General features: G+C 67.2%; 13 protein-coding genes. 8 read left to right on the forward strand and 5 right to left on the reverse strand.

Annotation, left to right across the window (positions count from 1 at the left end; all coding sequences use genetic code 11):
- Positions 1–330: 330 nt before the first annotated feature.
- Genes smc through D7252_RS13340 form a run of 3 tightly spaced genes read left to right on the forward strand, consistent with a single transcriptional unit; the run spans position 331 to position 5,344 of the window.
- Positions 331–3,873, forward strand: coding sequence for a chromosome segregation protein SMC (gene smc, locus D7252_RS13330; RefSeq protein ID WP_120775829.1), 3,543 nt, complete (start codon positions 331–333; stop codon positions 3,871–3,873).
- A gap of 53 nt (positions 3,874–3,926) precedes the next feature.
- Complete coding sequence (gene ftsY, locus D7252_RS13335; RefSeq protein WP_120775830.1) at positions 3,927–4,799, forward strand: signal recognition particle-docking protein FtsY; 873 nt, start codon at positions 3,927–3,929, stop codon at positions 4,797–4,799.
- Between the two features lie 44 nt (positions 4,800–4,843).
- On the forward strand, positions 4,844–5,344 hold the full coding sequence (locus tag D7252_RS13340) for a DUF2004 domain-containing protein (RefSeq protein WP_120775831.1): 501 nt from the start codon (positions 4,844–4,846) through the stop codon (positions 5,342–5,344).
- A 28-nt stretch (positions 5,345–5,372) separates the two neighbouring features.
- On the opposite strand, the gene lipA is transcribed toward D7252_RS13340, so the two are convergent.
- A complete protein-coding gene (gene lipA / locus D7252_RS13345) occupies positions 5,373–6,362 on the reverse strand; it encodes a lipoyl synthase (RefSeq protein ID WP_120775832.1) in 990 nt (329 codons plus the stop codon).
- Entirely contained in the window at positions 6,359–7,009 is a 651-nt protein-coding gene (gene lipB / locus D7252_RS13350) for a lipoyl(octanoyl) transferase LipB (RefSeq protein WP_120775833.1), read from the reverse strand. Before lipB ends, lipA begins: the two co-directional genes overlap by 4 nt.
- A gap of 99 nt (positions 7,010–7,108) precedes the next feature.
- Here lipB and D7252_RS13355 point away from each other — a divergent pair, with 99 nt between their 5' ends.
- From D7252_RS13355 to ffh, 4 genes are all read left to right on the forward strand, one after another.
- The gene (locus D7252_RS13355) at positions 7,109–7,696 is read left to right on the forward strand and encodes a TetR/AcrR family transcriptional regulator (protein ID WP_120775834.1); all 588 of its coding nucleotides are present in this window, start codon (positions 7,109–7,111) and stop codon (positions 7,694–7,696) included.
- A 66-nt stretch (positions 7,697–7,762) separates the two neighbouring features.
- Positions 7,763–8,416, forward strand: a complete 654-nt coding sequence (locus D7252_RS13360) for a hypothetical protein (RefSeq protein WP_120775835.1) — start codon at positions 7,763–7,765, stop codon at positions 8,414–8,416.
- Positions 8,413–8,910 (forward strand): RNA polymerase sigma factor, encoded by a 498-nt coding sequence (locus D7252_RS13365; RefSeq protein ID WP_120775836.1) that lies wholly within the window; start codon positions 8,413–8,415, stop codon positions 8,908–8,910. The genes D7252_RS13360 and D7252_RS13365 overlap by 4 nt, the downstream gene beginning before the upstream one ends.
- 13 nt (positions 8,911–8,923) lie before the next feature.
- Positions 8,924–10,486, forward strand: a complete 1,563-nt coding sequence (gene ffh / locus D7252_RS13370) for a signal recognition particle protein (RefSeq protein ID WP_120775837.1) — start codon at positions 8,924–8,926, stop codon at positions 10,484–10,486.
- Here the strand turns inward: ffh and D7252_RS13375 are convergent.
- On the reverse strand, positions 10,462–11,409 hold the full coding sequence (locus D7252_RS13375; RefSeq protein WP_120775838.1) for an EamA family transporter: 948 nt from the start codon (positions 11,407–11,409) through the stop codon (positions 10,462–10,464). The two genes, ffh and D7252_RS13375, sit on opposite strands and share 25 nt — an antisense overlap.
- Positions 11,410–11,487: 78 nt before the next feature.
- On the opposite strand from D7252_RS13375, the gene D7252_RS13380 reads away from it, so the two are divergent.
- Positions 11,488–12,390, forward strand: coding sequence for a LysR family transcriptional regulator (locus tag D7252_RS13380; RefSeq protein WP_120775839.1), 903 nt, complete (start codon positions 11,488–11,490; stop codon positions 12,388–12,390).
- Between the two features lie 31 nt (positions 12,391–12,421).
- Here the strand turns inward: D7252_RS13380 and glpK are convergent, their stop codons facing one another.
- A complete protein-coding gene (glpK, locus tag D7252_RS13385) occupies positions 12,422–13,936 on the reverse strand; it encodes a glycerol kinase GlpK (RefSeq protein ID WP_120775840.1) in 1,515 nt (504 codons plus the stop codon).
- Positions 13,937–13,964: 28 nt separating this feature from the next.
- Positions 13,965–14,717: an MIP/aquaporin family protein gene (locus tag D7252_RS13390; RefSeq protein WP_120775841.1), complete on the reverse strand. Its 753-nt coding sequence runs from the start codon at positions 14,715–14,717 to the stop codon at positions 13,965–13,967.
- Between the last annotated feature and the right edge of the window lie 20 nt (positions 14,718–14,737).

A 14,737-nucleotide genomic window follows, 5' to 3' on the forward strand; every position in this document is an offset into this window, starting at 1 on the left:
GAGGCAGAGATCTGGCGTCGAGGTTCTAAGACTCCGTGCGGGAGCGGTCGCCGGCGGCTACCGAAAACGCGTGGCGCGGCGCGGAATGCGCTGGCGCGGCGAGGCCTAGGGCCTGGGCGTTGAGCTGAGTGATCATCATCGGTAACCTCCTTTCGTGTGGCGATCCGCACGCCAAGCTAGCGAACGTCCACATCGGCCGTCAAGCATTTTCTCTCGGAACGGCGTGTCGCGGGCGGCGCGGGTTCGACCTCTGCCCGCGCGGGATGACGGTTCATTGCGACGATTCCGGTAGCGTAGCCGCGTGATTCTCCCCGGACGAGCGGTGCCCGCATGCATCTGAAGAGCCTGACGCTCAAAGGGTTCAAATCGTTCGCGCAGCCGACGAGTTTCGTCTTCGAGCCGGGTGTCACGTGCATCGTGGGTCCGAACGGCTCCGGAAAGTCGAATGTCGTCGACGCCCTCGCCTGGGTGATGGGCGAGCAGGGGGCGAAGACGCTTCGCGGCGGGAAGATGGAGGACGTCATCTTCGCCGGCACCTCGACGCGGGGGCCGCTCGGTCGCGCGGAGGTCCAACTCACCATCGACAACGCCGATGGCGCGCTTCCGATCGAATACGCCGAGGTGACGATCAGCCGCACGCTCTTCCGCAACGGTTCGAGCGAGTATGCCATCAACGGCGAGAGCTGCCGACTTCTCGACGTACAGGAGCTGCTGAGCGACTCCGGCCTCGGACGTGAGATGCATGTCATCGTCGGGCAGGGGCGGCTCGACACCGTCCTGCAGGCGTCGCCGGAGGACCGCCGCGGCTTCATCGAAGAGGCCGCCGGCATCCTCAAGCACCGACGCCGCAAGGAGAAGACTCTCCGAAAACTCGACGCCATGGAGGCGAACCTCACTCGTCTGAGTGACCTGGCGGGCGAGATCCGACGCCAGCTGAAGCCGCTCGGACGCCAGGCCGAGATCGCCAGGGAGGCGCAGACCATCGCCGCCGTGGTGCGTGACGCCAAAGCACGGATCTTCGCAGACGACGTCGTCGCATTGCGCACGGCACTCGCCGACCACCTGCGCACCGAACACGAGCGCCACACGGAGCGCCTGGTGCTGTCCGACCAGGCGGAGACGGTGCGGGCGGGCATCGCCCGGCTCGAACAAGACCAGAATTCCGTCGCCGTCGACCAGGCCCGCAGTGTGGCATTCGGTCTGGAGCAGGTGCAGGAGCGGATGCGTGGTCTCTATACGCTCGCGAACCAGCGCCTCGCCCTGCTCGGGTCGGAAGAAGAAGACGCCGCCGTGACGGCTGTGACCGTGACCCAGAGCACCATCGATGAAGCGAAGGAGGAGATCGATGTGATCTCCTCCGGTCTCGGCGACGCACAGGATGCCGCGGCGGCAGCGAGCCGCGATGTCGTGCATGCCCGGGCCGAGCTCGACACGCTCGACGTCGATATCGCGGAGCAGAGCGCCTTGGTCTCCGAATACGACATGCGCGTGTCGACTCTGCGTGGAGTCGCCGATTCCGCCGCTTCCGCCCTCGCTGCTGTGCGCGGTGCGGTGCTCCGCCAAGAGAATGCTCTCGAGGCGGCCGACGCACGCCGGCGCGAGGCAGCAGAGGCTCTCGCAGCGATCGATGAGGCAGAAGCTCCCGAAGGCACCGCGGCCGAGCATGCCGCGGCGTACGACGCCGCACAGCGGGCATCCTCCGCGGCGGAAGCCGAACGTGAGGCGTTGCGGGAGCGGTTGCACGCCGCCGAGCGCGAGGCTGACGCGCTCACCGCGAAGGCAGCAGCGCTCAGCAGTGCTCTGGCACTCTCCGGCGGTGCCGCCGAGATCGTGAAGGCCGGGGGTGCAGGGGTACTGGGCCTCGTGGGTGACGCCGTGCAGGTGCGAGCGGGATATGAAGCCGCGATCGCCGCCGTGCTGGGCCCCCTGGCGGAGGGTGTCCTCGTGGCCACCGGGTCCGATGCCTTCGCGCTGGCCGCGGAGGCGATGGAGAACAGGCGGGGGATCGTCGACTTCGTCGTCGCGGATGCGAGGCGTCCCGCGACGCATCTGCCGACGATCGAAGGGGTCACACCGGCGGCCGACACGGTCACGGCTCCGAGCGGGATTCTCGGAGTGCTCTCCCATGTCCTGATCGCCGATGACCTCGGTTCCGCGCGACGCTCGTGGGAGGCGCTGAACCCCGGCGGCGACTCGATGACGACGATCGTCACCATCGGGGGCGATGTCGTCACGGCCCAGACCCTGCGCACGGGGTCCGGCGGCGAGCGCTCGCGTCTCGAGTTCGCTGCGGAGCGTGACGCCGCCAATGAGCGTTTGACCGAGATCATGGTCGTCGTCGATTCGCTGCGGGAAGCCCGCGAAGACGCGAACGAGGCCGTCGAGACGACCCGCAGGCACGCCAAGGACGCGCTTCGGGCGCTGCGCGAGCACGATGCGGCGCTGGCCACCCACGCGGAGCAGGTGAACCGGATCACCGTGCGCCATGAATCTGCGGTTGCCGAGTGCGAGCGATTGGAAGCAGGGCTGGCCCAGGCTCAGGCTGCGGTCTCCGATGCCGAGGCGAAAGCTCAGGCAGCGAAGGCCGAGGTGGACGCGGCGGTCGCCGCGCCGCGCCCCGTGCTCGATGCATCTGCCAGAGACGGCCTCCTCGAAGCGCTCGAGGCAGCACGCGAAGCCGAACTGCATTCCCGCTTGGAGATCGAGACGCTGCGTGAGCGGGTTCGCGCCGCCCAGGCGCGGGTCGCGAGCCTCGAGCGCCAACGTGAGCACGAACGCGATGCTGCCGCCGAAGCGGCCCGCCGTGCCGTGATCCGCCGAGCACAACGAGATGCGGCGTCGGGCGTGGCGGCCGAGTTGCCACGCATCCTCGACTCTCTCGACCGGTCCGTCACCGAGGCGCGGGTCGCGCTCGGCGAGGCAGAGGCGGCGCGGTCCGCTCAGAACGAGGAGCTCGTAGCGCTCCGCACGCAGGAGACTTCGCTGCGGGAACGGCTTTCCGGTCTGACCGAGAGCGTCCACGGGCTCGAGTTGCAGATCCACGAGAAGAAGCTGCATCTGAACAGCCTTCTCGAGCGAGTGTCGTCCGAACTGTCTCTCGACGAAGATATTCTCATCGCGGAATATGGTCCGGATCAGCTGGTTCCCCGCGATCCCGGGATGCAGGCGGCCGAATCGGATGCGGGCGACGACACGGCCATCCCGTTCGATCGCCGCATCCAGCAGCGTCGTCTGACCGACGCCGAGCGAAAACTCGCACAGCTCGGTCGAGTGAACCCACTCGCACTCGAGGAGTTCGCGGCCCTCGAGCAACGACATGCGTTTCTCACCGAGCAGCTGGCCGATCTCACGCAGACCCGACAGGATCTGCTGACGATCATCGGTGATCTCGATGAGCGGATGCAGACCATCTTCGCGAGTGCCTTCGAAGACACCAAGGAGGCCTTCGGCCAGGTGTTCCCGTTGCTGTTTCCGGGCGGCGTCGGCAGCATCTCGCTCACCGATCCGGAGAACATGCTCACCACCGGGATCGAAGTGTCCGTGCGCCCCGTGGGCAAGAAGATCGAGCGGCTGTCCCTGCTGTCCGGCGGCGAGCGCTCGCTCGCGGCGGTCGCGCTGCTGGTGGCTATCTTCAAGGCGCGGCCCAGTCCGTTCTACATCCTCGACGAGGTCGAGGCGGCGCTCGACGACGCGAACCTCGGACGCCTCCTCAGTGTGTTCGAGCAGCTTCGCGAGAGTTCGCAGTTGCTGATCATCACCCATCAGAAGCGAACCATGGAGATCGCCGACGCGCTCTACGGCGTCTCGATGCGCCAGGACGGTGTCTCCGCGGTCGTCGGTCAGCGGGTGGGCGACCGCGCGGCCGCGAGCTGAAGCGCCCAGGGCGGGCGACCGCTGCCATCTCGCTTGACCCGTAGGCTGGGGTCATGGCGGAGAAGTCCTGGTCTCTTGGTCGCGCACTGCGCGGCATGTTCGTCAAGCCCACCATCGACGAGACGACCTGGGAGGATCTGGAGACCGCGCTCATCACGGCGGACTTCGGACCGGACATCAGCGAGCGCATCGTCGAGGAACTGCGTGAGAAGGTCGATCGTTTCCGGACGACCGACCCGAAGGATCTGCAGCGAATGCTGCGGGAGACTCTCGAAGAGCACTTCGCGAAGTTCGACACGACGCTGAAGCTCACGGAGCGTCCAGCGGTCGTGCTCGTCGTCGGCGTCAACGGCGTGGGGAAGACGACCACCATCGGCAAGTTCACCAAGTTCCTCCGTGGCTACCAGCGGAGCGTGGTGGTCGGAGCGGCGGATACCTTCCGCGCCGCTGCCGTCGACCAGTTGGCGACGTGGGCGCAGCGCGGGGGAGCGGCGATCGTCCGCCCGCAGCAGGAGGGTCAGGACCCGGCATCCGTCGCATTCCAGACCGTCGACTATGCGAAGCGCGAAGGCATCGAGATCGTGATCATCGACACTGCCGGCCGGCTCCACACCAAGGGCGGGCTCATGGATGAGCTCGGCAAGATCCGTCGCGTCGTCGAGAAGCAGGCCCCGATCAGCGAGGTCCTTCTCGTGCTCGACGCCACCACGGGGCAGAACGGCGTCATGCAGGCCGAGTCCTTCCTCGAGCACGCGGGGGTCACCGGGCTCGTGTTGACCAAGCTCGACGGCTCCGCGAAAGGCGGCTTCGTCCTCGCGGTGCAGGAACGCACCGGCATCCCGGTGAAGCTCCTCGGCCGCGGCGAGGGGATCGACGACCTGACCGGATTCACGCCGCACGTCTTCGTACAGTCTCTCGTCAGTTGACGACGGGACTACCGCAGTGAGCACGAGGCTGGTTTCATAGCGTTATGGCGATCGAACACGACTATTTCGGACTCCTGTCCTCAGGACCCGACGGCTCGATCTTCTGGTCCGAGACCGTTGAGCTCGGCGATCAGAGTGTCACGGTGGATCTCACCGCTCCCGACCAGGACGACGTGTCCGCGGATGCGCTCGATATCGCGGCATCCCTCATCGCCGGGTTGGAGAGCGTCGATGACACCGCGCGGAGGGGCATGCTCGCCGAGGTGGACGATCGCACCAGCGAAGTGACGGAGTACATCCTTCAGCAGCAGGAGACCTACGGCGACGATCTGCCGGATGTCCTCGTCGACGTCTCCGGTGATGCCGCGGTGGACATCATCCGCTCGTTGCGCCTCATGAGCATGACGATCCTCGCTGACGAGCACGGGGGATCGGAGCCCTTCGCCGTGCTCGAATATGCGCTCGACGACAGTTCGACGGACGAGGTTCTGCTGGTGAACCTCGGCTCCGACGGCAGCGTGCAGTCGGTGATGAGCGCCGACTGAGGGGCGCCTCAGACGGGGCGCGTGCGGATCAGACGGCCTGGGCGAAGCCGAGGTCGGCGCTGTCGGCGATGTGCGCCAGGCGAGCGGGGATCTCTCGCCCCTTCGACATCATCGACTGGGCCCACAGGCGACCGGCCCGGTAGGACGACCGCACCAGTGGGCCGGCGAGAACCCCCAAGAAACCGATGCGCTCCGCTTCCTCTTTGAACTCGACGAACTCGGCGGGCTTCACCCAGCGCGCTACCGGAAGGTGTCGGGGAGTGGGGCGGAGGTACTGCGTGATCGTGATGATGTCGCAGCCGGCCTGGTGCAGATCCTCGAGAGCCTGGACCACCTCCTCCGGTTCCTCGCCCATGCCGAGGATGAGATTGGACTTGGTGATGAGTCCCGCATTCCGCCCCTGCGTGAGCACGTCGAGCGAGCGCTCGTATCGGAAGGCGGGACGGATCCGTTTGAAGATGCGCGGGACCGTCTCGATGTTGTGTGCGAAGACCTCAGGCCGAGCGTCGAAGATCTGGCCGAGGAAGGCGGGGTCGGCATTGTGCTCGTTCGCCAACAGCTCGACCCCCGTGTTCGAATTGAGTTCATGGATCTTGCGGACTGTTTCCGCGTTCAACCAGGCTCCCGTGTCGGGGAGATCGTCGCGTGCCACACTCGTCACCGTCGCGTATCGGAGGTTCATCCGCGCGACGCTCTCGGCGACACGTCGCGGCTCGTCGGTGTCGTAGTCGGCGGGTTTTCCGGTGTCGATCTGGCAGAAGTCGCAGCGTCGGGTGCACTGCGAACCACCGATCAGGAATGTCGCTTCACGATCCTCCCAGCATTCGAAGATGTTCGGACAACCGGCTTCTTGGCACACCGTGTGCAGATCTTCGCTCTTCACGAGGGAGTGCAGCGCCGTGTACTCCGGTCCCATCCGCGCTTTCGTCTTGATCCACTCGGGCTTCCGTTCGATGGGGGTCTCGGCGTTGCGGATCTCGAGACGGAGGAGCTTGCGGCCCTCGGGTGCGGCGGTCATGCTCGTGCTCCTGTCGGTTCGATGGCGTACTCGGTGGTGAAGGCGGCGACCACGGAGGGCGCGATGTCGACGGGCCGAACGGACCGCCCGACGACCTCGCTGACGGTGGTCACACCGGCATCGGTGATCCCGCAGGGCACGATGGTGCGGAACCCCGCGAGCGAGTTGTCGCAGTTGATGGCGAAACCGTGCATGGTCACGCCCTGCTGGACGCGCACCCCGATGGCAGCCACCTTGTCCTCGGAGAGTGGCCGACGTACCCAGACGCCGCTGCGACCGTCCACTTGATAGCCGTCGACGCCGAAGGGCCGCAGCAGCCCTATCAACAATCGTTCGAGGCGCCGGACGTGCGCCACGACGTCCATCGGCTCAGGCAACCGCACGATCGGGTAGCCGACGAGTTGGCCCGGACCATGCCAGGTGATCTTGCCTCCGCGGTCGACGTCGACGACCGGAGTGCCGTCGCGCGGGCGCTCATGGGCCTCCGTGCGCTTGCCGGCCGTGTAGACCGCCTCGTGCTCAAGGAGGATGAGGGTGTCGGGGCGGGTGCCGTCGACCACATCGGTGTGCACGCGGCGCTGCAGGTCCCAGCCATCGCCGTACGGCACGAGACTCGGGGAGTATCCGGGCGTGAGGATGTCCAGCATGATCGTTCCCGTCTTCGCCAGTAGTTGGATCGCGTCTAACAATACGCCCCCGCCGTCCGTGACGGGTCGATCTCGCTCGTCGAGCGGTAGCGTGAGGGGATGAGTTCTCCTGGACGTGCAGGTCGCCCGAAGGCGTCCTCCCGAGAGACGCTGGCTGAAGCGGCGTGCGAACTCTTCCTCGAGCGCGGATACGACGCGACGTCGGTCGCCGACATCACACAGCGCGCCGGCGTCAGTCGATCGAGCTTCTTCAACTACTTCACCTCCAAGAGCGACGTGCTCTGGTCCGGTGTCGATGAACGGATCAGCGAAGCGATCACCGCTTTGGCAGGCCTGGCGACAGACGCGACCGGAGACAGCGTGCGCGGCATCCTGCTGGTCGTGGTCCGGGACTTCGCACCGGACCCCCTGGCGCTCGCACTGCGCAACGCCTCGGCGATGGGGCTGCAGAAAGAGCTCGTCCGGGACACGGGCCTGCGCATGGCGCGTCTCTCGGCCGCGATCGCCGGAGCTGCGCGGGCGTCGGGCGTGGATGTCGTCCGCGCCGACATCCTCGGGGCGGCGTACGCCGCGGCCGTGCTGTCATCGTTGCGGGTGTGGGCCGAGCACGGCGCCGGCCGAGGAACCCCGGAAGCCGTACTGCTCGACGCGCTCGGCACGATCCACGATCTTCCCTGGGTGATCTGAGCGCTCCGCGGACGAAACGGCGGATGCCGGACACGTCATGAGTGAACCCACTTCCGAGGAGGACTCATGACCAGAGACCAGTTGGACGACCTGCTGAACGCTTCGGCGCCGGCCGCACGCGGGCTGGACGACCACGATGCGCGCGCCATGATCGCGGCGGCCGCGGCGGCAGCGACCGTCGATGCGCCGCTGCGGCATGTGCCGAGGCCTGGACGCAAGCGCCGGGCGGTCATGCTGAGCGGGGCACTCGTGCTCCTCTTCGCCGGGGGTGCGGGCGTGGCGGCGGCGACATCGGACTGGCTCTGGGGGGATGGCCTGGAAAGTCCCGACCGCAGCTATCACTACACCTCGCCCACCTGGGGCGAGTGCGAGATCCGCTTCAGCACGATCACCACGCGGAATCCGCTCGACCAGGCTCCGGTCACGCGGATCGTCGACGAGTGGTTCGAGACCACCGATGTGGAAGGCGCTGCGGCGCCCTTGGTCAGCAAGTACCTGGAGACGCTGGAGAACCCGCAGGCGCAGGACGCGGCCGGCGACGAGGACCCCAGGACCCCGGACCTGAACGCCTGGACCGCTCACGAACAGGCTCTGAGCGAAGCGCTGCACAACGAGTTGGCGGAACACGGCTACGGCCCCGGGACGCTGGACGGGGCGGAGTCGCACAGCCAGGTTCACTGCGACGGCGAGGACTGGGGCGGCGAGGGTGGTGTGGAGTGAGACCGGACGAATCCCTCACGCGGGCCCTCCAACGGGACAGCGCCGATCTGCTCACCTATCTCGCACGGCGTGCGGGGGCGGATGCAGCCCCGGATCTGCTCGGCGAGACGATGGTCGTCGCCTGGCGTCGGGTCGATGAGCTGCCGGTCGACCCCGAGCGTGCGCGGATGTGGCTGTTCGGCATCGCGCGCGGCACGCTCCAGAATCACGCCCGGGGTGAACGCCGTCGCTGGGCTCTGGCCGATCGCATCCGCCTGAACGCCGGGCCGGAGGCCGCAGCTGCGCCATCGGATGCCGGTGCGGAGGTCAGGGATGCGATCGAGCGGCTTCCGGAAGAGCTCGCCGAGCTGATCCGCCTCGTCCATTGGGATGGCTTCCCGCTGACCGACGCCGCCGAGCTGCTCGGCATCCCCGCGTCGACGGCGCGCGGTCGGTACCAGCGTGCGAAGAACGAGCTCCGCGCCGCGCTGAGCGTCGAGGTTCCGCTCGCGTAGAATTATCAGCACCATGGCTACCTTTGGCACGCTCTCCGATCGGCTCACCGAGACCTTCCGCAACCTTCGCACGAAGGGAAAGCTCACCGCGGCCGACGTCGACGGCACCGTGCGCGAGATCCGACGCGCGCTCCTCGACGCCGACGTCGCACTCGTGGTCGTCAAGGATTTCACTGCCAAGGTGCGTGAACGCGCGCTCGGCGACGAGGTGAGCAAGGCGCTGAACCCCGCCCAGCAGGTGGTGCAGATCGTCAACGAGGAACTGGTGCAGATCCTCGGCGGAGAGCAGCGACGACTGCAGTTCGCCAAGACGGCTCCCACGGTGATCATGCTCGCGGGTCTGCAGGGATCCGGAAAGACGACCTTCGCGGGCAAGCTCGCGAAGCAGCTCGAGGGGGAGGGGCACACGCCACTGCTCGTCGCAGCCGACCTCCAGCGCCCGAATGCCGTGAACCAACTCCAGGTCGTCGCCGAGCAGGCGGGTGCCACCGTCTACGCACCGGAGCCGGGTAACGGCGTCGGCGACCCGGTCAAGGTCTCCCGCGACGGTGTCGAGCACGCGCGTCGTCAGCAGCACGACGTCGTGATCATCGACACCGCAGGTCGCCTCGGTGTGGACGCCGAGCTCATGAAGCAGGCCGCTGACATCCGCAAGGCCGTGAACCCCGACGAGGTCCTGTTCGTCATCGACGCCATGATCGGTCAGGACGCCGTCAACACTGCCAAGGCCTTCCAGGAAGGCGTCGACTTCACCGGCGTGGTGCTGTCGAAGCTCGACGGTGACGCGCGCGGTGGAGCGGCGCTGTCGGTGGCATCGGTCACCGGGCGTCCGATCATCTTCGCCTCGACCGGCGAACGTCTGGAAGACCTCGAGCCCTTCTACCCCGACCGCATGGCGAGCCGCATCCTCGACCTCGGCGACATCCTCACCCTCATCGAGCAGGCCCAGCAGGCCTTCGATGAGGAAGAGGCCACGAAGATGGCTGAGAAGCTCGCCACAGAGGCGTTCACGCTCGAAGACTTCCTCGACCAGCTTCAGCAGATGAAGAAGATGGGCTCGATGAAGAAGATGCTCGGGATGCTCCCGGGTATGGGTCAGATGAAGCAGCAGCTCGACGATTTCGACGAGCGCGAGATCGACCGCACCGAGGCGATCATCCGCTCGATGACCCCGGGGGAGCGCCGGAACCCCAAGGTGCTCAACGGCTCCCGGCGTCTGCGCATCGCCCGTGGCTCCGGCATGACCGTCACCGACGTCAATCAGCTCGTGCAGCGCTTCGAGCAGGCCGCGAAGATGATGAAGACCGTCGCCCGCGGCGGCACGCCGAACATCCCCGGCATGGGGCCTGTCCCCGGGATGGGTCGCACGGGAGCCTCATCCAAGCGAGGGAAGAAGGGCAAGACGTCTTCCGGCGCCTCGCGCTCGGGCAACCCGGCGAAACGCGCGGCGGAGAACGCAGGTCTCGCGGCGGCGGCCACGCCCACCGGATCCGGCTTCGGTCTGGGGAACGCCGCAGGCAAGAGCCCGAGCGAGGCCGAGCTCGCCGAGATTCAGAAGCTCTTCGGCAAGAACTGAGTTCTGCTCGCCGCCGCAAGGTCGGCGTCGGTGCCGACGGCGCGAGTGGGCACCGTTGTCATCCTGCGCTCGGGCCGGGCGACGATCTGCCCCAGCACGAGTGCGGTCACCGCGATGCCGAACCCGATCGACTGCGTCGGCGTGAAGGCCTCGCCCACGACGAGCGCTCCGAGGGTGGTCGCGACGATGGGCGAGAGCAGCGCGAGAAGCCCTGGTGCGATCACGGGTAGTCGCTGGATCCCGCGGAACCAGAGGGTGTACGCGACGATGCCGCCGACGGTCCCCAGCCAGAGGTAACCGAGAATCGCCGCGCCGTCCACCGTGGAGGGCACGCCTTCGACGGTGAGCGTCACCGGCAGCAGCAGGACTCCGCCGGCGGTGAGCTGCCACCCCGCGTACGCGATGGGGCCGACGCCTACGGGACGACCCCACTGTTTCGTGAGGATCATGCCCACACCGGTGGCTGTGACGCCCCCCAGGGCGGCGAGGAGGCCCAGCGCATCGAGTCGGGCCGCCGGACCGAGGACGACGAGAGCCACGCCGCCTGCGCCGGCGACAGCGGCGGCGGCGCTCAGAGGGCGGATCCGTTCCCGCAGGACGAGGGCGCCCAGAATCAGCACGATGAGCGGTTGTGCACCGGCGACAGCAGCCGCGACCCCGCCGGGAAGCCGCTCGGCGGCGAGGAACAGAAGGGGGAAGAATGCACCGATGTTGAGGGCGCCGAGGACGAGGATCCTCCACCACCAGGTTCCGCGAGGCAGTCGTCCGCCGATCACGACGGCAAGCAGTCCCGCCGGGAGTGCGCGAACCAGCCCTGCGAACAACGGATGCCCAGGGGGGAGCATCTCCGTCGTCACAAGGTATGTCGTTCCCCATGCGATCGGGGCGAGGGCCGTGAGCAAGATGGTGGCCAGTCGTTCCATATGATCAGCGTGCTCTCGGCGTAGCCATGAATCCAACGCATGCTTGTCATTCCAAGCATGAAGCGCAATCATGACCCCATGGAACTCCAACAACTGCGATACGTGGTCGAGGTGGCCCGCACGTCGAACTTCACGCGGGCGGCTGAGCGCTGTTTCGTGACTCAGTCGGCGTTGAGCCATCAGATCGCCGCGCTCGAGCGCGAGATCGGTCATCGACTGTTCGTGCGATCGAGTCGCGCTGTGCGGCTGACCGAAGCGGGCGAGGCGTTCGTCGCTCAGGCGCGTACGGCGGTCCAGGCGGCGGAGCGCGCGAAGGAGAATGCGGCCGCCGCCGGCGGCACGGTCGTCGGCACGCTCCGGCTCGGGGTGATACCGACCGTGACCGCACTGGACGTGCCGGCTCTGCTCACCGAATTCCACGCACAGCATCCGTCGGCTCGGGTGGAACTGCGTGTGGGAAACAGCGACGCGCTGACCGGAGCCATTCGCCGCGGCGATCTCGATGTCGCGCTCCTCGGTCTGCGCGAGGGCATCGAACCCGTCGGAGTCGCCTCGCGCGCGCTGTCGTCCGATCGTCTGGTGGCCATCGTCCCGGAGGGCCACGCGTTGGCTGCGGCGGCGTCCGTGAGTCTGCGCGAGCTCGCGGGTCTGACGTTCGCCGACTTTCCGGCGGAGACATCCGGCCGCGCGCAGAGTGATGCGGCCTTCGCGGCGGCCGGCCTGGAACGCGACGTCTCGTTCGAAGCGGATTCCGTCCCGCTCCTCCTCGACCTCGTCGCCGCAGGCCTGGCGGTCACGCTCCTGGCACCCGGCATGGTCGCGCGATCAGCCGGCCACGTCGTCGCCGTGAAGGTGCGAGACGGGCCTGTCCGCACCGAGCACGTGGCGTGGGACGCCTCTTCGCCGCGCAGTGCCGCCAAGGCCTTCCTGGCCGTGATCGCGGCGACCGCGCCGACACATGAAGAAGCGGGCCCGGAGTGAGACTCCGAGCCCGCTTCCCGATGCCGTGCGGTTACTTCACGTCCTCGTCGACCCAGTCCATCGACTTGGTGACAGCCTTGCGCCACAGACGCAGCTGACGGTCGCGCTCGGCCGCGTCCATCGACGGCTCCCAGCGGCGATCCTCCTGCCAGTTGGCCGAGAGCTCGTCGAGTCCGTTCCAGAAACCGACGGCCAGGCCGGCGGCGTACGCGGCTCCCAGAGCGGTGGTCTCGGCGACCACAGGGCGAACGACCGGAACTCCGAGGACGTCTGCCTGGAACTGCATGAGGGCGTCGTTCGCGACCATTCCACCGTCGACCTTCAGCTCGGTGAGATCGACACCCGCGTCGGCGTTGACCGCGTCGAGCACATCGCGCGTCTGGAAGGCCACGGCCTCGAGAGCAGCGCGAGCGATGTGGTTCTTGTTCGCGTATCGGGTGAGCCCGACGATCGCGCCCCGAGCATCCGGACGCCAGTACGGCGCGAACAGACCGGAGAACGCGGGGACGATGTACACGCCGCCGTTGTCGTCGACCTGCTCGGCGAGCTTCTCGACCTCGGGCGCCGAGGAGATGATCCCCAACTGATCGCGCAGCCACTGGATCAGCGAGCCGGTGACCGCGATGGAACCCTCGAGCGCGTAATGCGTCGGGCCGTCGCCGAGCTTGTAGCCGACGGTGGTGAGCAGCCCGTTCTTCGAGCGGACGATCTCTTCCCCCGTGTTGAAGATCAGGAAGCAACCCGTGCCGTAGGTGTTCTTGCTCTCGCCGGTCTGGAATGCCGCCTGACCGAACGTCGCGGCCTGCTGGTCGCCCAGGATGCCTGCGATCGGTGTCTCGCGCAGCAGCGAGGAGCTCTCGGCTGAACCGTAGACCTCGGAGGAGGAGCGGATCTCCGGCATCATCGAACGCGGCACGCCGAACGCCTCGAGGATGTCGTCGCGCCATTCCAGCGTCTCGAGATCCATGAACATCGTGCGGGACGCGTTCGTGACATCGGTCGCGTGCACGCCGCCGTCGATACCGCCGGTGAGGTTCCACAGCACCCAGCTGTCGGTGGTTCCGAACGCCAGGTCGCCCGCCTCCGCCTTCTCGCGGGCACCCTCGACATTCTCGAGGATCCACGTGATCTTGGTGCCGGAGAAGTACGTCGCCAACGGCAGGCCGACGACGTCCTTGAAGCGGTCGCCTCCGCCGTCTGCCGACAGGCGGTCCACGATCTCCTGTGTGCGGGTGTCCTGCCAGACGATGGCGTTGTAGACCGGCTTGCCGGTGGTCCTGTCCCACACCACAGCGGTCTCGCGCTGGTTGGTGATGCCGACAGCGGCGATGTCGTGACGCGTGAGATCTGCCCGGCTCAGCGCGAGGCCGATGACCTCTTGGACGTTGCGCCAGATCTCGGACGCATCGTGCTCCACCCAGCCTGCCTTCGGCAGGATCTGCTCGTGCTCCTTCTGGCCGGACGCGACGATGCTGCCCTTCTTGTCGAAGATGATCGCGCGGCTAGAGGTGGTTCCCTGGTCGATGGCGATGATGTAGTCAGCCATGGTTGTTCTCCTTCGAATTCAATGGGTGTCAGGCGAGGTGCAGCAGGACGGATGCTGCGAGCGCGGCGAGTACGCCACCCACGAGGGGACCGGCGACCGGCACCCAGGAGTACGACCAGTCGCTCGAACCCTTCCCCTTGATCGGCAGGATCGCGTGGGCGATGCGGGGTCCGAGGTCACGCGCTGGGTTGATCGCGTAGCCGGTGGGTCCACCGAGCGATGCGCCGATACCGACGACGAGGAGCGCGACAGGAAGGGCGGTGAGCGGACCGAGGCCTCCAGGCGTGCCCACCTCGATGTCGCCGTAGTCGGCGAAACCCAGGATGACGAAGACCAGCACGAAGGTCCCGATGACCTCCGTGGCGAAGTTCCACCCGTAGGAGCGGATCGCAGGCCCGGTGGAGAAGACGCCGAGCTTGTTGGCGGGATCGGGCTCCTCGTCGAAGTGCTGCTTGTACGCGACCCACACGACGATCGCGCCGATGATCGCTCCGAGCAGTTCTGCGCCGGTCGCGACGAGGAACATCGTGAAGGTGATCGTTTCGGCCACGAGCAGACCGATGCCGACGGCGGGGTTCAGGATGGCACCGGAGTAGGCAGAGACGAGCACACCGGCGAACACCGCCAGGCCCCATCCCCAGTTGACCATCAGGAATCCACCGCCGAAGCCCTTGTTCTTCGCCAGGGCGACGTTGGCGACCACACCGCAACCGAGGAGCACGAGCATTGCCGTGCCGACGAGCTCCGAGAGGAAATATAGACCGAGATTTACATCAGCCATGTCTTCATTGACCTTTCTTC

The organism is Microbacterium sp. CGR2 (genome assembly GCF_003626735.1).
Taxonomy (GTDB): Bacteria; Actinomycetota; Actinomycetes; order Actinomycetales; family Microbacteriaceae; genus Microbacterium.

Bases quoted from the DNA above. Each gene is read 5' to 3' on its own strand.
- lipA (WP_120775832.1), bottom strand. From the start codon at position 6,362: ATGACCGCCGCACCCGAGGGCCGCAAGCTCCTCCGTCTCGAGATCCGC.
- D7252_RS13340 (WP_120775831.1), top strand. From the start codon at position 4,844: ATGGCGATCGAACACGACTATTTCGGACTCCTGTCCTCAGGACCCGAC.
- D7252_RS13355 (WP_120775834.1), top strand. From the start codon at position 7,109: ATGAGTTCTCCTGGACGTGCAGGTCGCCCGAAGGCGTCCTCCCGAGAG.
- D7252_RS13380 (WP_120775839.1), top strand. From the start codon at position 11,488: ATGGAACTCCAACAACTGCGATACGTGGTCGAGGTGGCCCGCACGTCG.
- D7252_RS13360 (WP_120775835.1), top strand. From the start codon at position 7,763: ATGACCAGAGACCAGTTGGACGACCTGCTGAACGCTTCGGCGCCGGCC.
- ftsY (WP_120775830.1), top strand. From the start codon at position 3,927: ATGGCGGAGAAGTCCTGGTCTCTTGGTCGCGCACTGCGCGGCATGTTC.
- glpK (WP_120775840.1), bottom strand. From the start codon at position 13,936: ATGGCTGACTACATCATCGCCATCGACCAGGGAACCACCTCTAGCCGC.
- lipB (WP_120775833.1), bottom strand. From the start codon at position 7,009: ATGCTGGACATCCTCACGCCCGGATACTCCCCGAGTCTCGTGCCGTAC.
- D7252_RS13375 (WP_120775838.1), bottom strand. From the start codon at position 11,409: ATGGAACGACTGGCCACCATCTTGCTCACGGCCCTCGCCCCGATCGCA.
- smc (WP_120775829.1), top strand. From the start codon at position 331: ATGCATCTGAAGAGCCTGACGCTCAAAGGGTTCAAATCGTTCGCGCAG.
- D7252_RS13390 (WP_120775841.1), bottom strand. From the start codon at position 14,717: ATGGCTGATGTAAATCTCGGTCTATATTTCCTCTCGGAGCTCGTCGGC.
- ffh (WP_120775837.1), top strand. From the start codon at position 8,924: ATGGCTACCTTTGGCACGCTCTCCGATCGGCTCACCGAGACCTTCCGC.